Annotated in this window: 18 protein-coding genes; 8 read left to right on the plus strand and 10 right to left on the minus strand. The window is 70.2% G+C overall.

The window, feature by feature from the left end:
• Positions 1 to 10 precede the first annotated feature (10 nt).
• Positions 11 to 1,300, plus strand: a complete 1,290-nt coding sequence (locus EV141_RS05935; RefSeq protein WP_130485054.1) for a citrate synthase — start codon at positions 11 to 13, stop codon at positions 1,298 to 1,300.
• 501 nt (positions 1,301 to 1,801) lie between these two features.
• On the opposite strand, the gene dapD is transcribed toward EV141_RS05935, so the two are convergent.
• Entirely contained in the window at positions 1,802 to 2,788 is a 987-nt protein-coding gene (dapD, locus tag EV141_RS05940; protein WP_130485055.1) for a 2,3,4,5-tetrahydropyridine-2,6-dicarboxylate N-succinyltransferase, read from the minus strand.
• Between the two features lie 43 nt (positions 2,789 to 2,831).
• Here dapD and dapE point away from each other — a divergent pair, with 43 nt between their 5' ends.
• Together dapE and EV141_RS05950 are read left to right on the plus strand one after the other, a co-directional pair.
• Positions 2,832 to 3,938, plus strand: coding sequence for a succinyl-diaminopimelate desuccinylase (gene dapE / locus EV141_RS05945; protein WP_260437775.1), 1,107 nt, complete (start codon positions 2,832 to 2,834; stop codon positions 3,936 to 3,938).
• A gap of 63 nt (positions 3,939 to 4,001) precedes the next feature.
• A complete protein-coding gene (locus tag EV141_RS05950) occupies positions 4,002 to 4,169 on the plus strand; it encodes a DUF3117 domain-containing protein (protein WP_096422594.1) in 168 nt (55 codons plus the stop codon).
• 75 nt (positions 4,170 to 4,244) lie between these two features.
• Here the strand turns inward: EV141_RS05950 and EV141_RS05955 are convergent, their stop codons facing one another.
• On the minus strand, positions 4,245 to 4,877 hold the full coding sequence (locus tag EV141_RS05955) for an O-methyltransferase (protein WP_130485056.1): 633 nt from the start codon (positions 4,875 to 4,877) through the stop codon (positions 4,245 to 4,247).
• A gap of 63 nt (positions 4,878 to 4,940) precedes the next feature.
• Between EV141_RS05955 and EV141_RS05960 the strand changes: the two genes are divergently transcribed.
• Positions 4,941 to 5,339 carry a twin-arginine translocase TatA/TatE family subunit gene (locus EV141_RS05960; RefSeq protein WP_130485057.1) on the plus strand — a complete coding sequence of 133 codons (399 nt, stop codon included), beginning with the start codon at positions 4,941 to 4,943 and terminating at the stop codon, positions 5,337 to 5,339.
• A 32-nt stretch (positions 5,340 to 5,371) separates the two neighbouring features.
• On the opposite strand, the gene EV141_RS05965 is transcribed toward EV141_RS05960, so the two are convergent.
• The gene (locus EV141_RS05965) at positions 5,372 to 6,301 is read right to left on the minus strand and encodes a LysR family transcriptional regulator (protein ID WP_130485058.1); all 930 of its coding nucleotides are present in this window, start codon (positions 6,299 to 6,301) and stop codon (positions 5,372 to 5,374) included.
• 367 nt (positions 6,302 to 6,668) lie between these two features.
• Entirely contained in the window at positions 6,669 to 7,835 is a 1,167-nt protein-coding gene (locus EV141_RS05970) for an Mrp/NBP35 family ATP-binding protein (protein ID WP_241969113.1), read from the minus strand.
• 36 nt (positions 7,836 to 7,871) lie between these two features.
• Between EV141_RS05970 and EV141_RS05975 the strand changes: the two genes are divergently transcribed.
• Together EV141_RS05975 and mgtE are read left to right on the plus strand one after the other, a co-directional pair.
• Positions 7,872 to 8,414: a YflT domain-containing protein gene (locus EV141_RS05975; RefSeq protein ID WP_130485059.1), complete on the plus strand. Its 543-nt coding sequence runs from the start codon at positions 7,872 to 7,874 to the stop codon at positions 8,412 to 8,414.
• Positions 8,415 to 8,504: 90 nt separating this feature from the next.
• Positions 8,505 to 9,833 carry a magnesium transporter gene (gene mgtE, locus EV141_RS05980; protein ID WP_130485060.1) on the plus strand — a complete coding sequence of 443 codons (1,329 nt, stop codon included), beginning with the start codon at positions 8,505 to 8,507 and terminating at the stop codon, positions 9,831 to 9,833.
• Between the two features lie 330 nt (positions 9,834 to 10,163).
• On the opposite strand, the gene EV141_RS05985 is transcribed toward mgtE, so the two are convergent.
• The gene (locus EV141_RS05985; RefSeq protein ID WP_130485061.1) at positions 10,164 to 11,699 is read right to left on the minus strand and encodes an aminopeptidase P family protein; all 1,536 of its coding nucleotides are present in this window, start codon (positions 11,697 to 11,699) and stop codon (positions 10,164 to 10,166) included.
• Between the two features lie 51 nt (positions 11,700 to 11,750).
• Complete coding sequence (locus EV141_RS05990; RefSeq protein WP_241969115.1) at positions 11,751 to 12,758, minus strand: endonuclease/exonuclease/phosphatase family protein; 1,008 nt, start codon at positions 12,756 to 12,758, stop codon at positions 11,751 to 11,753.
• A gap of 80 nt (positions 12,759 to 12,838) precedes the next feature.
• On the opposite strand from EV141_RS05990, the gene EV141_RS05995 reads away from it, so the two are divergent.
• A complete protein-coding gene (locus EV141_RS05995; protein ID WP_130485062.1) occupies positions 12,839 to 13,690 on the plus strand; it encodes a PHP domain-containing protein in 852 nt (283 codons plus the stop codon).
• Positions 13,691 to 13,702: 12 nt separating this feature from the next.
• On the opposite strand, the gene EV141_RS06000 is transcribed toward EV141_RS05995, so the two are convergent.
• Together EV141_RS06000 and EV141_RS06005 are read right to left on the minus strand one after the other, a co-directional pair.
• Positions 13,703 to 15,160, minus strand: a complete 1,458-nt coding sequence (locus EV141_RS06000; protein WP_241969117.1) for a DHA2 family efflux MFS transporter permease subunit — start codon at positions 15,158 to 15,160, stop codon at positions 13,703 to 13,705.
• A 114-nt stretch (positions 15,161 to 15,274) separates the two neighbouring features.
• The gene (locus tag EV141_RS06005) at positions 15,275 to 16,741 is read right to left on the minus strand and encodes a DEAD/DEAH box helicase (protein ID WP_130485064.1); all 1,467 of its coding nucleotides are present in this window, start codon (positions 16,739 to 16,741) and stop codon (positions 15,275 to 15,277) included.
• 87 nt (positions 16,742 to 16,828) lie between these two features.
• On the opposite strand from EV141_RS06005, the gene EV141_RS06010 reads away from it, so the two are divergent.
• On the plus strand, positions 16,829 to 17,548 hold the full coding sequence (locus tag EV141_RS06010; RefSeq protein ID WP_157985518.1) for a ferritin-like fold-containing protein: 720 nt from the start codon (positions 16,829 to 16,831) through the stop codon (positions 17,546 to 17,548).
• 18 nt (positions 17,549 to 17,566) lie between these two features.
• Here EV141_RS06010 and EV141_RS06015 read toward each other — a convergent pair whose 3' ends face one another.
• Both EV141_RS06015 and EV141_RS06020 read right to left on the minus strand, forming a co-directional pair.
• Positions 17,567 to 17,896 carry a hypothetical protein gene (locus tag EV141_RS06015; RefSeq protein WP_130485065.1) on the minus strand — a complete coding sequence of 110 codons (330 nt, stop codon included), beginning with the start codon at positions 17,894 to 17,896 and terminating at the stop codon, positions 17,567 to 17,569.
• Between the two features lie 2 nt (positions 17,897 to 17,898).
• Positions 17,899 to 18,123: a DUF3107 domain-containing protein gene (locus tag EV141_RS06020; RefSeq protein WP_096422572.1), complete on the minus strand. Its 225-nt coding sequence runs from the start codon at positions 18,121 to 18,123 to the stop codon at positions 17,899 to 17,901.
• Positions 18,124 to 18,128: the final 5 nt, after the last annotated feature.

An 18,128-nucleotide genomic window follows, 5' to 3' on the forward strand; every position in this document is an offset into this window, starting at 1 on the left:
AGGAGGCGATGTGAGCGACGCTGAGAAGAAGGCCACGCTGCACTATCCCGGCGGCACTGCCGAATTCCCGATCCTCGACAGCGTCGATGGCGCATCCAGCCTCGATCTGTCGACCCTGACGAAGCAGACCGGCTACACGGGTCTCGACTACGGCTTCGTGAACACGGCCTCGACGAAGAGCGCCATCACCTACATCGACGGCGCGAACGGCGTGCTGCGCTACCGCGGTTACGCGATCGAGGACGTCGCGGCGAACGCGAGCTTCCTCGAGGTGGCGTGGCTGCTCATCTACGGTGAGCTGCCGACCGCCGACGAGCTGGCGGCCTTCGACGAGAAGGTGCGCCGCCACACCCTGCTGCACGAAGACCTGAAGCGCTTCTTCGACGCGCTGCCGCACCAGGCGCACCCCATGTCGGTGCTGTCGAGCGCCGTGTCGGCGCTGTCGACCTACTACGGCGACTCGCTGAACCCGCACGACCCCGAGCAGGTCGAGATCTCGACCATTCGCCTGCTCGCGAAGCTGCCCGTCATCGCGGCCTACGCGCACAAGAAGTCGGTCGGTCAGGCGTTCCTGTACCCCGACAACTCGCTGAACTTCGTCGACAACTTCTTGCGGCTGAACTTCGGCACCATGGCCGAGCCGTACGAGGTGAACCCCGTGCTGTCGCAGGCGCTCGAGCGGCTGCTGATCTTGCACGAAGACCACGAGCAGAACGCGTCGACCTCGACCGTGCGGCTTGTCGGCTCGACCGAGGCCAACATGTTTGCGTCGATCTCGGCGGGCATCAACGCCCTGTCTGGCCCGCTGCACGGCGGGGCGAACGAGTCGGTGCTCGAGATGCTCGGCCGCATTCGTGATTCGGGCGAGAGCGTTGAGCGCTTCGTCGAGCGGGTCAAGAACAAGGAAGACGGCATCAAGCTGATGGGCTTCGGCCACCGGGTCTACAAGTCGTACGACCCGCGGGCGAAGCTCGTGAAAGAGAGCGCCGACGCGGTGCTCGCCGACCTCGGAATCGAAGACCCGCTGCTCGACATCGCCCGCGAGCTCGAGCAGATCGCCCTGGACGACGACTACTTCAAAGAGCGCAGGCTCTACCCGAACGTCGACTTCTACACCGGCGTCATCTACAAGGCGATGGGCTTCCCGACGCGCATGTTCACCGTGCTGTTCGCGATCGGCCGCCTTCCCGGCTGGATCGCCCACTGGCGCGAGATGAACGCCGACCCGCAGACGAAGATCGGCCGCCCGCAGCAGCTGTACATGGGCTCGGCCGCGCGCGACTGGCCGCAGGGGCGGTAGAGCCCCTGCACGGCGCGAGGCGTGCGCACTGCGTGCGCAGCCTGCACGGCGCAAGCCGCGCATCCTGAACGCAACGACGAACCCCCGCAGGGCCCTGGGCCCGCGGGGGTTCGTTCGTGTTGCCCCGTGCGATGTCCGCGAGACCGACAGGGTGCGCCGCCGCGCGGGCATCGTCAGCGCGCGTGCGGCGTGTCGTCGCGTGCTGTCGGCGCTGCGGACACTGCGCCGCGCCGAACGCCGGCTGCACGCGAGCGTACGGTGTCGGCGTAGGCCGTGTGTCCGCAGAGTCAGGTCGGCGGTGGCCAGCGGGGAATGTCGTCACGCTCTACCGACGTGTCCGTTGCCGTACCTCACCTCATAGACACGACCCTCGTCGTATTGCTTCCACAACCGCGGCAAACTGACCGCGATGCGGCTTCCCGCTGTTGTGGAAGCAACGGCGCGGACAACACCGTGGCCCGCTGTGGCGCGACGTCACGCGCACGCCACGTCCGGGACCCCCTACGCGTGGAGGGCCGTGTTGAGCTGCACGCCGGCGCCCGTGCGCGGCAGCACCTCGACCCCGCCGGTGAGCGAGTTGCGGCGGAACAGCAGGCCAGGCACTCCCGACAGCTCGGCCGCCTTGACGGTGCGCGGCTGGCCGTAGGCGTCCATTCCGCCGTCGATGACGGCGACCTTCGTGCCCGCGGTGACGTAGAGGCCCGCCTCGACGACCGAGTCGTCGCCGATCGAGATTCCGATGCCGGAGTTCGCGCCAAGCAGGGCGCGCTCGCCGATCGAGACGCGGTGAGTGCCGCCGCCCGACAGCGTGCCCATGATCGACGCCCCACCGCCGATGTCGCTGCCGTCGCCGACGACGACACCCTGGCTGATGCGGCCCTCGACCATCGAGGCGCCGAGCGTTCCGGCGTTGAAGTTCACGAAGCCCTCGTGCATGACGGTCGTGCCGGGCGAGAGGTAGGCGCCGAGGCGCACGCGCGAGGCGTCGGCGATGCGCACCCGCGGCGGGGTGACGTAGTCGAGCATCCGCGGGAACTTGTCGACGCCCAGCACCGAGATGCCGGCGCGCTGCAGCGCCGGTCGGCGCGCATCGAAGTCGTCAGGATGCACGGGGCCGGCGGTCGTCCACGTCACGATCGGCAGGTGGCCAAAAATGCCGTCCAGGTTCAGCGTGTTCGGCGCGACGAGCCGGTGCGAGAGCAGGTGCAGGCGAAGGTAGGCGTCCGCCGTCGACGCGGGGGCAGCATCCAGCGTGATGGCGACGGTGCGCGCCTCCAGGCGCACGCCGCGTCGCTCGTCGTCACCCTCGAGGTGCTCGATCTCGGCGGGCACGATGTGCGGGTCGCGGCCCTCGGGCAGGGTGCCGAGCGCGGGGTGCGGGAACCACGTGTCGAGCACCTCCCCGGTGCTCTCGCGAACCGTGGCGAGGCCGTAGCCCCAGGCGTGGGTGGCGTGCTCGTCGTGCGTCTCGGTGGCGCTCTCACTCATGCCTCCAGGCTAGTCGCGCCGGGCCGCGAACTAGGCTGGAGCGGTGACCGCGCAGCCCGCCTTTAGCCCTGCCCTGCTCGCCGACGTCGTCGCCCTCACCGCGGCCATGTGCGACATCGAGAGCGTCTCGGGCAATGAGAAGGCGCTCGCCGACGCGATCGAGGCGACGCTCGCCGCCCATGCCCCGCACCTCGACGTCGTGCGCGACGGTGACGCGATCGTCGCCCGCACCCACCTCGGCCGCGCCCAGCGGGTGGTCATCGCTGGCCACATCGACACCGTGCCCGTGAACGGCAACCTGCCGACGACGCGCGCGGTCGGCCCCGACGGTGAGCAGCTGCTCGTCGGTCGCGGCACCGTCGACATGACGGGCGGATGCGCGGTCGCCCTCGCGCTCGCCTGTCGCCTCCCCGAGCCCGCCGTCGACGTGACCTTCGTCTGGTACGACCACGAGGAGGTGGAGGCACACCTCAACGGCCTCGGCCGCCTCGCCCGCACCCGGCCCGAGCTGCTCACCGCCGACTTCGCCGTGCTGGGGGAACCGTCGAACGGTGCCGTCGAGGGCGGTTGCAACGGCACCCTGCGCGCCGACATCACGACCCGCGGCCGCCGCGCCCACTCGGCCCGCTCGTGGATGGGCGTCAACGCGATCCATGCCGCCGCGCCGATCCTCGAGCGCCTCGCGGCCTACGAGCCCGCGACCGTCACCGTTGACGGCCTCGACTACCGCGAGGGCCTCAACGCCGTCGGCATCAGCGGGGGAGTCGCGGGCAACGTCATCCCCGACGCCTGCACCGTCACCGTCAACTACCGCTTCGCGCCGTCACGCACGGTGGCCGACGCCGAGGCCCACGTACGCGCGCTCGTCGACGGTCTCGACGTCGAGGTGACGGTCACCGATTTCGCCCCCGGCGCCCGCCCCGGCCTGGATGCTCCGCTCGCGCAGCGCTTCATGACGGCGGTCGGCGGCGCCCCCGCCCCGAAATACGGATGGACGGATGTGGCGCGCTTTAGCGAGCTGGGCATCCCGGCCGTCAATTACGGGCCGGGCGACCCCTCGCTCGCGCACGCCGACGACGAGAGGGTGCCGATCGAGCAGATTCGCACCGTCGAGCGTGGCCTGACCGCGTGGCTCTCAGCGTCGATTTAGTCACGGCGCGATAAGGGGGAATAATGGGAATTGGAATTTTCGTCTCGAAAGGGGAACCACACTATGGCAGCCATGAAGCCCAGGACCGGCGACGGACCCATGGAGGCTGTCAAGGAGGGTCGCCTCATCATCGTTCGTGTGCCGCTGGAAGGCGGCGGTCGACTTGTTGTCTCCGTCAATGACGCGGAGGCTACCGAACTGCGCGACGCGCTGAGCGCGGCGATCTCCTAGACCGAGCGAACCCCTGGCCCCCGGGCCGGGGGTTTTCTCGTTCCCGGGGTCGGTGCGTGCCGGCGCCGTCGGCGCTTAGGCCGAACGCTTGACGATCTGCAGCAGACCGTCGCCCACGGGCGAGAGGGCCACGTGCACGGCCGGCGACTGCGACAGTTCGGCGATGATGCCGCGGCGGTCGGTTGTGACGCTCTCGCGCTTTGCCGGGTCGGCCACGGTGTCGCGCCAGAGCGCGTGCGGCACGAGCACGACGCCGCCCACGCGCACGAGGCGAATCGCGTGCTCGAGCAGGTCGATGAGGCCCTTCGGCTCGGCGTCGACGAGCACGACGTCATAGCTCGACTCGTTCATGCGGGGCAGCACCTCGGTGGCGGCGCCCGTGATGAGGCGCACGCGCGACGCGGGATGCCCGGCGTCGCTGAAGAAGCGGCGGGCGGCCTGCTGGTGGTCGGCCTCGATGTCGATCGACGTGAGGTGCGCGTCGGGGGCGCCCTTGAGCATCCAGAGGCCGCTCACGCCGACGCCGGTGCCAATCTCGATGATGGTCTTCGCGCCCACGGCGGCGGTCATGAGGGCGAGCTGCGCGCCGGTCGCGGGGCTGACGGGGTCGGTGCCCAGCTCGTCGGCGGTCACGCGGGCCGCCGCGATGGCGTCGGGTTCGACGACGGACTGCTCGATGTACTTCCAGGACAGGTCTTTGCTCGGCACGTCGGCCTCCTCGGTCGCCCAGCCTAGGGGGAAGCCCCCGGGTTTCCTGGCTATTCTGGGCTCGTGTCCTTCGGCCTGACGTTCGAGAAGCTGCTGCTCATCGGGCTGATCGCTGTCATCATCATCGGGCCAGAACGCCTGCCGGCGCTCGCTGCGCAGTTCGCGCGACTCATCCGCGGCCTTCGCGACCTCGCCAACGGTGCAAAAGAGCGCATGCGTGAAGAGATGGGCCCCGACTACGACGACGTCGACTGGAAGAAGCTCGACCCGCGCCAGTACGACCCGCGTCGCATCATCCGTGAGGCCCTTCTGGAAGACGAGGCGCCGGCGACCCGACCGGGTGCCGCAGGCGCTGCCGGGGCCGCCGCAGTGGTCGCGCCCAAGCGCGAGTCGGCCTACGCCCAGCGCCAGCGGCTGCTGAAAGAGGGGCGCCCGGCGCCGTTTGACGCCGAGGCCACCTAGGCCGCCGTCGCGCTCGCGATGCGCGGGCGCCGTCAGCGCCGGTGCGCGGGGTGCTGGTAGCGCGACTGCACGCGCCGCCCCTCGAGTTCGAGCAGTTCGAGGATGCGCCGAACGCTCGGCCGCTCGGCCCGGTCGGCGCGCAGCAGGGCGTTGATTTGTCGTTCGGCGGGGATGCCCGCGATGGGGCGCGTGACGATGCCCGTGTCGTGGATGCGGGTCGTGAAGCGCGGCAGGATCGCGAGGCCGATTCCGGCCGCCACGAGTCGCTCGACGATGAGGTTGTCCATGATGCGCTGCACGATGCGCGGCGCTCGGCCCGTGTAGGCGGCGAGCCCGTCGAGCACGCGGTCGTACGGATAGCCGACGGGGGCGCCGACCCACGGCTCGTCCACGAGGTCGGCCGGTTTCAGCACGGCCTTGTCGGCGAGGCGGTGCCCAAGCGGCATGGCGACGTCGAACGGCTCGGTCATGAGCGTGATGACGCGCAGACCCCCCTGTGACCAGTGGGCGGGCACCCCCTGGGAGTCGGCGAGCACGATGTCAAAGTCGGGGGTGAGGGTCGCCCAGTCGGGGCGGTCGAGGTCGTGGTCGGTCACGGCGACTTCCAACCCCGGCTCGTCGGTGAGCATGGTGAGCAGGCCCGGCAGCAGCATCTGTCCGGCGGTGGGGAAGGTGCTGAGCGTGACGGTGCCCTGCGGGGCGCGGGTGAACTCGCTCCACAGCGCCTCGGCCGATTCGATGGCGGTGGCGATCTGGCGGGCCGTTGCCGCGAGCGCCGCGCCCGCGCCGGTGAGTTGGATGCCGCGGCCCACGCGCTCGGTCAGCGGCACCCCGGCCTCCCGTTCGAGCACCTTGAGTTGCTGGGAGACGGCGGAGGGTGTGCGGTGGGTGGCGGCGGCAACGGCGGCGATCGACCCGCGATCGGCGAGCTCCCGGAGCAGTTCGAGGCGTCGCACATCCATGAAGCAAAACTACATGATCAGTTCAGAAACAATAGATTGTGCTACTGCTTCTCTCGCGGTTCACTAGAGGTGTTCAGGAACACAGAAGCCTAAGGAGCAGATCGACATGACCGCCGGAATCATTGCCATTGCCGCCCTCGGCGTGTGGGCCGTCGCCGCGAGCGTGGTCGTCGCCGTGCGCGATGGTTACCGCCGCGTCCCGACGATCGCCGCTTAGCGCATCCGTTCGCGCGCCACGCGCCGCGAACTCCGCGAGAGCCGTCTGGGCTCGAGCTCACCATTCCAGGGGTGGGGTCGGGCCCCGGCGGCTCTCGCTCGTTAAGCCGTCGCCGTGCGGGTCAGCGCGGGTCGGTCACGGCAGCACGGATCAGCGCGGTGTGACGCCGAGCGGCTTGCCGGCGAGCCCGCGCCCGCGCCGGGCGATCGCAGAGGCCAACTCGCGGATGGCGGCCCCGGCAGCATCGTTCTCATCGGTGACGATCGGGATGCCCGCATCGCCCCCTTCGCGCAGGCCCACTGACAGGGGCACGCGCGCGAGCAGCGGAACGCCGAGGCGGGCCGCCGTCTCGTCCCCGCCGCCCGAGCCGAAGAGTTCGAGCACGGAGCCGTCGGGCTGCGCGAGTCCCGCCATGTTCTCGACCACCCCGATCACGGTCTGCCCCGTTTGCCGGGCGACCACCGCCGAACGCTCGGCGACATCGGCCGCTGCCTTCTGCGGGGTTGTCACGACGAGCACCTCGGCGTGGGGCAGTAGCTGGCCGACCGAGATCGCGACGTCGCCCGTGCCGGGCGGCATGTCGAGGATCAGCATGTCGAGGTCGCCGAAGTAGACGTCGGTCAAGAACTGCTCGACCGTGCGGTGCAGCATGGGGCCGCGCCACGAGACGGCGGCACCCGGCTCGACGAACATGCCGATCGAGATGACGGCGACGTCGTGCGCGCGCGGCGGCATGATCGCCTCGCCCACGCGCGTTGGCTTGGCGCCCTCGATGCCGAGCAGCCCGGGGATCGAAAAGCCGAACACGTCGGCGTCGACGAGGCCGACGCGCAGGCCCTGCGCGGCGAGCGCGACGGCGAGGTTCGCGGTGATCGTCGACTTGCCGACCCCGCCCTTGCCGCTCGTGACGGCGAGCACCCGGGTTGTTGACTCGCGCGTGAACGGCATGCGGGCTCGGCCCCCGCGCAGCCGCTCGATGAGCGCATCGCGCGTGGCGCGATCCATCACGCCGACGTCGACGCTGACCTCCTCGATGCCCGCCACGGAGGCAGCCGCCTCGCGCACATCGCGCTCGATGCGATCGGCGGCGGGGCAGCCCACGATCGTGAGGCGCAGCTCGATCTCGGCGCGCGCGGCGGGGGAGGCATCTCCGGCTGCGGAGTCGACCACGCGCACACTCGGAATCATGTCGAGCTCGGTGACGGGCTTGCGCAATTCGGGATCGATGACGCGCGTGAGCGCCGTGCGTACAGCATCCTCAAGGGCGCCGTTCACGGAACGGTCACCGGGTTCTCGGGGGGCGGAGGCGGCGGGCACCCCCACAGGCTAGCCGCGCCTGACAGAATGGAGACCATGAGCCAGACGCCCAGCCTTTTCCGTCGCGGAGGCGGTGCCACCCAGAAGGTGCCGCGCGGCGACGTGCTGGGCTCGCACGAGACCTACGCCGACGCCATGGCCGTCGTCGACCGCCTCTCGAAGGCCGAGTTCGACGTCAAGCGCCTCGCCATCGTCGGCCACGACCTCACCCTCGTCGAGAACGTCACGGGCAAGCTCAGCTACGGGCGCGTTGCCTTCGGCGGGGCGGCGACGGGTGCCTGGTTCGGCCTGTTCGTCGGGCTGCTGCTCGTGTTGTTCTCGCCCGAGCCGCAGTTCGAGTTTCTGGCCGCGGCCGCCCTCATCGGCGCGGGCTTCGGTCTCGTGCTGTCGGTCGTGCAGTACGCGCTGCAGCGCCGCCGCCGCGACTTCACCTCGACGAGCCGCGTGCTCGCCTCGCGCTACGACATCATCGTCGAGCCCGGCTTCATCACGCGTGCGCAGCAACTGCTCGGCGGCGAGAGCGCCCGCACGGGCAGCGACGCCTCGCCGGCCTCGGATGAGGCTCCCCCTAAACGCTGACCCGCCCCCACCCCCGCCTGCGCCGTCACACGAGGCCGCGCGGGCGTCAACCCTTGTGCGCACAAGCTGCGCTGCCCCGGGAGGTGTGCCATGACCGAAGACCTGCAGGACGCGATTGAAGAACGCGACATCCGTGCCGCCGCGCAGTGGCTCGCCGAGCACGCGCCCCACGAGATCGCCGACGAACTCACCCGCCTGCGCGCGGTTGACTCGGCGCTCGCCTGGCGGCTCTTGCCGAAGGGCCGCGCGCTCGAAGTGTTCGAAGAACTCGACGCGACCCAGCAGCAGGAACTGCTCGGGGGGATGCGCGACCACCAGTTCGCGGAACTCGTCGAAAACATGGACCCGGATGACCGCGCCCGCCTGCTCGGCGAAGCTCCGGCCGGCTTTGTGCAGAAAGTGCTCGCCGGGCTGAGCCCACGCGAGCGCCGCATGACCGCCGAGCTGCTCGGCTACCCGGCCGACTCGATCGGCCGCGTCATGAGCCCCGAGATCATTTCGGTGCACGACACGACGACGGTCGGCCAGGCGCTCACCCGGCTGCGCGCTCGCGCCGAGCACGCCGAGACGATCGACCTGCTGGCCGTCGTCGACGCCTCACGCGCCTACCGCGGCACTGTCTCGCTCAAGCAGCTGGTGCTTGCCGACCCCGAGCAGGCCGTCATCGATATCGCCGACGACGATCACCCGATCGGGCACGTCGACGACCGTGCAGAAGACTCGGCTCGTCTGCTGCAGGAGTACAACCTCACGGGGCTCGTGATTCTCGACCTCGAAGACCGGGTTGTGGGCATCCTGACCGTCGACGACGCGCTTGAGATCATCGAGCAGGCCGACTCGGAAGACTTTGCCCGGCAGTCGGGCTCGCTGCCGAGCGCGGGCCACTACTTCTCCTCGAGCGTCTGGCGCCTCGCGGGGCTGCGTGTCGTGTGGCTGTTCGTTCTGATCCTGGCCGCCGGTCTCACCGTGTCGGTCATGCAGTTGTTCGAGGACACGCTCGAAGCGGTGACGGCGCTTGCCCTGTTCATTCCGCTGCTGGTGGGCACCGGTGGCAATGTCGGCGCTCAGGCGGCGACGGCGGCCGTGCGCGCCCTCGCCCTCGGCGAGGTGCGCCCGAGCGACGTCGTGCGCGTCGCGTGGCGCGAGGCGCGCGTGGGCCTGTTGCTCGGCCTCGGCCTCGGGGTCGTTGCCCTCGGCATTGGCTCGATCGTCGTCGACTTCCCCGTGGCGACCGTCGTCGGCATTTCGGTGATCGGCATCTGTACGTGGGCCGCCACGGTCGGCGCCGTCATGCCGCTGCTCGCCCGCGCGATCCGCATCGACCCCGCCGTGATCTCGGCGCCGCTCGTGACGACCCTCGTCGACGCGACCGGCCTCCTGATCTACTTCCTCGTCGCCGCGGCGGTGCTCGGGCTGTAGAAGCAGCCGGGCGACATTGGTCGCGGAGGCCCTGCCGGGGCTTTCGGGCGGGCCGCCACCGGCGTACAGTGTGCGCCACACCGCGGCGGCGCGCTGACGGGGAACCGCTTCGCCTCGACGCCGTCGTGGGGAAACGAGTACGCCATGGACAACAGGTCAGGAGCCTGCCCCGTCTGCGGGCACGCGATGTCTGAGCACACCATTGACCACTCGACGCCAAATGCCGTCTTGCACTGCCCCGTTGCGTTCGAACGGCCCGCGCCCAGCACCGAGCATCTGAATGAGTTGGGGATGACGAAGCTGCGCCGCCCGTAGCGACGCGCCGACGCGCTACTCCTCCTCGTCCGACTCCTCGTCGGACCAGACGGGCGCGCGGCCCGCGATCCACTCTTCGACCTCGGTCGCGGTGCGGGGGATAAACGCCGACAGGTTTTCGGCGCCGTCCTCCGTGACGAGAATGTCGTCCTCGATGCGCACACCGATGCCGCGGAACTCTTCCGGCACCGTGAGGTCGTCGGGCTGGAAGTACAGGCCCGGCTCGATCGTGAACACCATGCCGGCCTGCAGCTCGCCGTCGAGGTAGAGGTCGCGGCGGGCCTGGGCACAGTCGTGCACGTCGATACCCAAGTGGTGCGAGGTGCCGTGCACCATGTACCGGCGGTGGTAGCCGGCGTCGGGCTTGAGCGACTCCTCGGCGCTGACGGGCAGGAAGCCCCACTCGGCGGTCTTCTCGGCGATGACGGCCATGGCGGCCGCGTGTACCTCGCGGAACCGGATGCCCGGCTTCACGATCGCGAACGCCGCATCCGCCGCCTCGCGCACGGCCTCGTAGACCATGCGCTGAACGCGCGTGAAGGTGCCAGAAACCGGCAGCGTGCGCGTGATGTCGGCCGTGTAGTAGCTGTCGAGCTCGACGCCCGCGTCGATGAGAATCAGGTCGCCCGGCAGTACGGGCCCGTCGTTGCGGGTCCAGTGCAGGATGCACGCGTGCGGCCCCGAGGCCGCGATCGTGTCGTAGCCGACCGCGTTGCCCTCGGCGCGCGCCCGCCGGTTGAACGTGCCCTCGACGAGGCGCTCGCCGCGGGGGTGCTCGATGATCTCGGGCAGGTCGCGCACGACGTCGTCGAAGCCCTGCGCGGTGGCCGCGACGGCGCGGCGCATCTCATCGACCTCGTACTCGTCCTTCACGAGGCGCAGCTCGCTGACGTCGCGAGCGAGCTCGTCGTCGCCGGTCGTGTCGACCGCATCCTCGGTCGTGCGGAAGCCGCCGACCAGCCGCGCGGAGTCCACGCGGTCGGTGAGACGCGCATCCGCCTCGCGCACCACGAGCGTCGACTCGTCGATTGCGTCGAGCACCGCGTCCAGTTCGCCGGGGCCGCGCGCCGTGAGCGCGAGGTCGACGGCGACGTCGTCGCGGCTCGGCCGCGGGCCGGTCCAGAACTCGCCGATCTCGGGGTTCGCGTAGAACTCGTCCGAGTCGCGGCCGGCCGCCTCGCGGAAGAACAGCACGGCGTCGTGGCCGTCGTCGGTCGGCTCGAGCACGAGCACGCTGCCGGGCACCGTGTCGCTGCCCCAGCCCGTGAGGTGCGCGAACGCCGAGTGCGCCCGGTACGGGTAGTCGGTGTCATTCGAGCGCTGCTTCGCGGGGCCCGCCGGCACGATGAGTCGCTGGCCGGGGAAGAGCGATGACAGGCGCGCGCGGCGCGACGCGGCGTACATCGCCTGCTCGCGGGCCTCTCCCACACCGGCCGGGCGATCGGCCCAGCCGTTCGAGATGAAGTCGCGGAACCGGTCCGATGCGGGGGTGGTTGATCGGTTTTCGGTCGCGCGGGGAGCGTCGGTGGTCGCCTTATCGCTGTCAGCCATGCCGACCATTCTGGCACCGTGCGGATGCGCGCGAATCGAGCGCGCATCCGTTCAGTTCACGAGAATGCGCGCAACGATCGGCCGGTGATCGCTGTTACCCACGTCGAGCCCGCGCAGCACCTCGAACGAGGTGGCCGGCATGTCGGGGGTCGACATGATGTGGTCGATGGGGGCGCCGAGCAGCGGGTGCAGGCCGGTCGGCCACGTGCCGACGGCGCCGCTGCCGGTGGTGAGGGCGGCCGACACGCAGTCGCCGACGCCGTCGGCGTTGTCGCGGGCCGCGAAGTGGTCGGGGGTCGCGTTGAGGTCTCCGGCGAGAATGATGCGCTCGCCCTGACACACCTCGTCGAGCCACGCGAGGTCGGCCCGCCAGTTGTCGAGCTGCACGGGGATCGGCGCGACCGGGTGCACGCCGATGATGGTCGGCCCGTCGTGGTCGAGCGGGCGCAGCACGACACTCGGCAGCACCTGCGTGTTGCCAACCGTGTCGTCGATCTCGTACTGGCCGATCTCGGCAGACACCAGCACGCTCGTCGAGCGCGCCGCCGCGACCTCGTCGAAGGCGACCGTGTACACCCACATGGGGCGCCCGGCCTCGCGCATGAGAATCGCGGCCTGCTCGGCCGTGGCCGCGCGGGTCTCGGGCAAGACGACGACGTCGGCCTGTTCGTCGAGGGCGAGGGCCGCGATGAGGTCGGCGTCGACGGCCTCGCCGAGGGTGTTCCACGCGACGACCGTCCACTCGCCCTCGGCGGCGACCTCGGGCACGGGCGCGCCGCCCAGGCCGCGCACCGACTGTACGGCCACGTTGAGGCCCGCGAACGCGACGAGCATGACGGCGAGGGCCCCGGCGAAGCGCCGCGCGCGCCGGGAGGCGACCGCCACGATCAGCGTCACCGCCGCGGCGACGAGCGCGATCACGGCGACGAGCGAGCGCAGAGCGACAAGCTGCGCGACGTAGGGGGCGAGCGTCAGGCCGAACAGGCTCGGCCACGCGACGATCAGCAGCAGGGCGCCGATGGCAACCAGCGCGAGAGCGGAGATCACCTTCAGCACCATGGTCCGTCGAGCCTAGCCCGGTGGCCTTGGATGCTCGTGAGGAGGGCGGCCTGTCAGTCGGGTCGACCTACGATGGCCCTATGCCCGCGCCGCTGATCGACCTGCACACGCACTCGAGTGTGAGCGACGGCACCGAAACGCCCACGCAGCTGGTGCGTGCGGCCGTCGAGGCGGGCCTCGACACGATCGCGATCACCGACCACGATTCGACCGCCGGCTGGGACGAGGCGCTGGCCGCCGCCGCCGACACCGGCCTGCAGGTTATCCGCGGCATGGAGCTGTCCACGCGAGATGAGTGGCGCAGTGTGCACGTGCTCGGCTACCTGTTTGACCCGAACGATGGCGACCTCGTGGCCGAGACCGCGCGCATCCGTGACGATCGCCTGACGCGCGCCGAGCGCATGGTGGGGCGCCTGAGCGAAGACTTCGACGTCACGTGGGAGGACGTGCTTGCCCAGTCGGGCGGCGTCTCGATTGGTCGCCCCCACATCGCCGACGCGCTCGTCGCCCGCGGCATCGTGCGCACCCGCAGCGAGGCGTTCGCGTCGATCCTGCACTTCCAGGGCGGCTACTACCTGCCGCACGCAGCCCCGACCGTGCTCGACGGCGTGCGCCTCATCGCGAACGCCGGGGGAGCGCCCGTCATCGCGCACCCCGCGACGCGGGGCGCCGACGCCGTCATCAATGAGCGGATGCTCGTGCAGCTCATCGAGGTCGGTCTCGTCGGCCTCGAGGTCGGCCACCGCGAGAACTCGGTGCCCGGCCGCGCGACGCTCGAGGCCTGGGCCCAGAAGTACGAGCTCGTCGTCACCGGGTCAAGCGACTACCACGGTGAGGGCAAGCCGAACCGGCTCGCCGAGAACACGACGAGCCCCGAGGCGCTCGAACGCATCGTCGCCCGTACGCGGGGCGTTCAGCCCGTGCGGGCGTAGCGACGTCGGCCGTCAGGCCGACTCGACCACGCGGGTCGAGCCGGTGTCGGCCGTCGGTGCGACCGGCTGATCCGGTCTCTGCCACCGTACGAAGAGCACGAGCGGCACGATGGCCGTCGCCAGCCCCGCCGCGACGGTGAAGGCAGCGCGCACGCCGTCGGCGGTGATCGACGCGTCACCGCTCGGCGGAGAGATGAACGCCGCGACCGAGATGAACAGCGCGATGCCGGCGGCGCCCGCGACCTGCTGCACCGTGCCGACGATCGCCGAGCCGTAGGGGTTCAACTGCGGGCGCAGTGACGCGAGGCCGTTCGTCAGCAGCGGAGTGAACAGCAGTGCCAGACCGAGGCTCACACCGATGTTGGCGACGGCGACGAACCAGATCGGGGTCGTGGCCGAGAACATCGACATGACCCACAGCGTTGAGGCCATGAGGGCGATGCCGGGAATCACGAGCGAGCGGGGCCCGACCTTGTCGTAGCGCCGCCCGATGATCGGGGCGAGCAGACCCTGCAGCAGGGCGCCGGGCAGGATGATGAGGCCCGACACCAGCGGCGACGCACCGAGCACCTCCTGCACGTACAGCGGAATCACGATGATTGCGCCGAACAGCGCCATCGAGGCGACCGTGATGATGCCGATCGACAGGGCGAACTGGCGCTCCGCGAAGGTGCGCAGGTCGAGCAACGCGCTGTCGGTGCGCTGCAGTCGCAGCTGACGCAGCACGAAGATTACGAGCGCGACGATGCCCACCGCGAGCGCGACAGTGCCCGTCACGACGGGGTCGGGCCCCGAGCCCGCCTCGGCACGGCCCCCTTCGCCCAGCTGCGCGAGCCCGAATACGAGACCACCGAAGCCGGGAACCGACAGCACGATACTGAGAACGTCGAGTCGGGTGCCGCGGCGCTCGCCGACGTCGACCATGCGCACCGCGCCGATGATGAGGGCGGTAGTGGTCAGGGGCAGCATCGTGATGAACAGCCAGTGCCAGTCGGCGATGCTCAGAATGAAGCCCGAGAGGCTCGGCCCGAGCGCCGGCGCGACGGCAATCACGGTGGAGACGGTTCCGATGACCTGGCCGCGGCGCTGCGGGGCCACCAGCGCGAACACCGTGGTGAAGAGCATGGGCATGACGATGGCGGTGCCGCTCGCCTGAATGACCCGGGCGACGATCAGCAGTTCGAACCACGGCGCGACGGCGCCGAGCAGGGTGCCTGCGGTGAACAGCGACATCGCCGTGACGAACAGCGCGCGCGTGCTGAAGCGTTGCAGCAGCCACCCGGTGATCGGAATCACGACCGCGAGCGTCAGCATGAACGCCGTCGTCAGCCACTGGGCGGCTGTGGCCGTGATGCCGAAAACCGCGATGAATCGCGGGATCGCGACGCCCATCAGGGTCTCGTTCAAGATGACGACGAACGCCGAGCCGATGAGCACGCCGAGAACGATGCGGCGCTGAGCGTCGGTCACGTTCGGGGCGCTGGGCGCGGAAGAACCAGTCTGTGGTGCGGTGGCCATGGCGGGCCTAACCTCTCTGCCCCGCCCACCATTCCCGGCGGCGGGGAGTTGTCGTGCTCTGCGTACTTATTCGCCGCTGGATGCGGCGGGCGCCGCGCCGGTCGCGGAGCCGCTGCCGCCGCGGCGACGGCGGCGACGCTTCCGCGGGGCGGCCGACGGCTCGCCCGATCCGGCGGTGGCGGTGGATGCGCGGTTCGCGTCGCTCGCGGAGCTCGCGCCCTCCGCGCGGTCGCCGCCCCGTGCATCCCGAGTGTTGTCGCTGGCGGAGCCGCCGCCCGAGCCGCCGCTGCGGCGACGGGTGCGCTCACGCGGCGGGCGCGACGCCTCCTTCTCGACCTTCGGAATCGGGGTCGCCTTCAGGCGGCCCTTCGAGCCCTCGGGGATGTTGAGGTCGGCGTACAGGTGCGGCGACGACGAGTACGTCTCGACCGGCTCGGGCTGACCCATGTCGAGCGCCCGGTTGATGAGCGCCCACTTATGCATGTCTGCCCAGTCGACGAACGTCACGGCGATGCCCGTCTTGCCCGCGCGTCCGGTGCGGCCGACGCGGTGCAGGTACGCGTCGTGGTCGTCCGGAACCGTGTGGTTGATCACGTGCGTCACGTCGTTCACGTCGATGCCGCGCGCGGCCACGTCGGTCGCGATCAGGATGTCTTTCTTGCCGGCCTTGAAGGCGGCCATCGAGCGCTCGCGGGCCTCCTGCGTCATATCGCCGTGCACGGCGCCGGCGCTGTAGCCGCGATCGTTCAGCTCTTCGACAAGCTTCGCGGCGGCGCGCTTCGTGCGCGTGAACACGACCGTCTTGCCGCGGCCCTCGGCCTGCAGAATGCGGCCGATGACCTCGTCTTTGTCGAGCGCGTGCGCCCGGTAGACGATGTGCTTGATGTTCGCCTGCGTCAGCCCCTCGTCGGGGTCGGTCGCGCGAATGTGAATCGGCCGATTCATGAATCGACGGGCGAGCGCGACGATCGGGCCCGGCATGGTCGCCGAGAACAGCATCGTGTGGCGGGTCGGCTTTGTCTGGGCGAACAGCTTCTCGATGTCGGAGAGGAACCCGAGGTCGAGCATCTTGTCGGCCTCGTCGAGCACCATGACCTCGACATCGGCGAGGTTCAGCAGGCGCTGACCGGCGAGGTCGAGGAGGCGCCCGGGGGTGCCCACGACGATCTGCGCGCCGGCCTTCAGCTGGTCGATCTGACCCTCGTAGGCCTTCCCGCCGTAGATCGACACGACCGTGGTCGGGCGGTTCGACGCGGCGAGCTCGATGTCTTCGGTCACCTGCACGCACAGCTCGCGCGTGGGCACGACGATGAGGGCCTTCACGCCCGGGCCGGGGGTAGCGCCGAGCTTCTGGATGAGCGGCAGGCCGAAGCCGAAGGTCTTGCCCGTTCCGGTTTTTGCCTGGCCGATGATGTCCTGGCCCGTGAGGGCGAGGGGGATGGTCTGCTGCTGGATGGGGAAGGGCTCGGTGATGCCCTTCGCTGCGAGGGCGTCGGCGATATCGGCTTCGACGCCCAGGTCGGTGAAAGTCACGTGTTTGTGTACCTTGTCTTGTCTTCGGAAGTTCTCACTTTAGCCGCCGGGGTCGGGCCGCCCTCGCCGATCGCCTACTCTGGTGCCGTGGCTTCGTGGTTCAAACGTCCTGGTACGCGCGCCACACCCGCGCCCACGGTGCGATCGCGCGACACCGCGGTCGCCGCGCTGAAGATCGATCTGCACGAGCTCACGCCGCCCGCCGATCACTTCTTCGGCCAGTGCGCGGCCCTGCACCTGACGTTCTTCGAGCAGCTCAGCCACGCGGCCTCGAACGCTCCCCAGGTCGCCGATAAAGACGCACTCGCACGCGTGTCGGGCGTCATGCTCGAGCGCTACGAGGCGCTCGTCGCCCGCATCGACCACCACAAGCTCGACCGCACGGCGACGATCCAGCCGCACCTTGCCGGCGCGGCCGAGTTCGAGCGTCGCACGATGGGGGCCGACTGGCACGAGCAGGTCGCCGCCGCCCACGTCACGATCGGCTTCCTCACCGACTTCTGGGTGAACCTCGCCGCGGGGCTCGACCGCGACGACCGAGCCGCCGTCGAGCAGGCGTTACGGGCCGAGAACATCGAGCCGACCCTGCACGCGATCGTCGAGCGCGTGATCGCCGCGAACCCGCGGCTGTCGTCACGGCTCGCAGTCTGGTGCCGCCGACTCGTGGGCGACACGCTGCTGCAGGCACGAAGCGCCCTCGTCATGCACGACGATAATGCTCACGACGAGGCGCAGATTGACCCGGTTATGACCGAGCTGATCGGCGAGCACACGCGCCGCATGGACCGCCTGGGCCTGACGGCCTGACGGCCCGACTGTCTCGCGCTAGCGAGCGGTGGCTGCGGTTGCGACCGGAGCGCCGGGCCGCATGAGCTCGGCGAGCAGTTCTGCGTCGGCCTGCTCACGCTTCGGCGGCAGGATGCGCGCAATCGCGATCGACACGATGGTCGCGATGCTGAACGCGATCAGCCAGATCCAGACGGCCTCGTGGGTGAGGCCCGCCCAGGCGCCGATCGCCCAGGTGACGCAGACCGCGGCACCGCCGGCGGCGGGCAGCACGAGCAAGCCGTACTGCGAGCGCCCAGGCAGCAGGTAGCGCAGGCCGAGCCCGATCAGCGCGCCGATCACGGCCGCGGGAATGAGCGCGAGGCCCATCGTTAGCCCACGAAGCCGACGCGACGCGTCTGGTCCGAGCCGATCTCGACGTAGCCGATGGCCGCGGTCGGCACGATGTAGCGCTTGCCCTTGTCGTCGGTGAAGGTGACGAGCGGCGCGCCCTTCTCGATGGCGGCGCTGACGAGCGTTTCGACCTCGTCGGCGCTCTGCGTCGACTCGAAGGCGACCTCACGCGGGCTGTTCAGAATTCCGATGCGAATGTCCACGATTC

It is taken from the genome of Microcella putealis (genome assembly GCF_004216575.1).
Lineage (GTDB): Bacteria > Actinomycetota > Actinomycetes > Actinomycetales > Microbacteriaceae > Microcella > Microcella putealis.

Bases quoted from the DNA above. Each gene is read 5' to 3' on its own strand.
- dapD (WP_130485055.1), bottom strand. From the start codon at position 2,788: ATGAGTGAGAGCGCCACCGAGACGCACGACGAGCACGCCACCCACGCC.
- EV141_RS05995 (WP_130485062.1), top strand. From the start codon at position 12,839: ATGCCCGCGCCGCTGATCGACCTGCACACGCACTCGAGTGTGAGCGAC.
- EV141_RS05985 (WP_130485061.1), bottom strand. From the start codon at position 11,699: ATGGCTGACAGCGATAAGGCGACCACCGACGCTCCCCGCGCGACCGAA.
- EV141_RS05950 (WP_096422594.1), top strand. From the start codon at position 4,002: ATGGCAGCCATGAAGCCCAGGACCGGCGACGGACCCATGGAGGCTGTC.
- EV141_RS05990 (WP_241969115.1), bottom strand. From the start codon at position 12,758: ATGGTGCTGAAGGTGATCTCCGCTCTCGCGCTGGTTGCCATCGGCGCC.
- mgtE (WP_130485060.1), top strand. From the start codon at position 8,505: ATGACCGAAGACCTGCAGGACGCGATTGAAGAACGCGACATCCGTGCC.
- EV141_RS06015 (WP_130485065.1), bottom strand. From the start codon at position 17,896: ATGGGCCTCGCGCTCATTCCCGCGGCCGTGATCGGCGCGCTGATCGGG.
- EV141_RS05965 (WP_130485058.1), bottom strand. From the start codon at position 6,301: ATGGATGTGCGACGCCTCGAACTGCTCCGGGAGCTCGCCGATCGCGGG.
- EV141_RS05975 (WP_130485059.1), top strand. From the start codon at position 7,872: ATGAGCCAGACGCCCAGCCTTTTCCGTCGCGGAGGCGGTGCCACCCAG.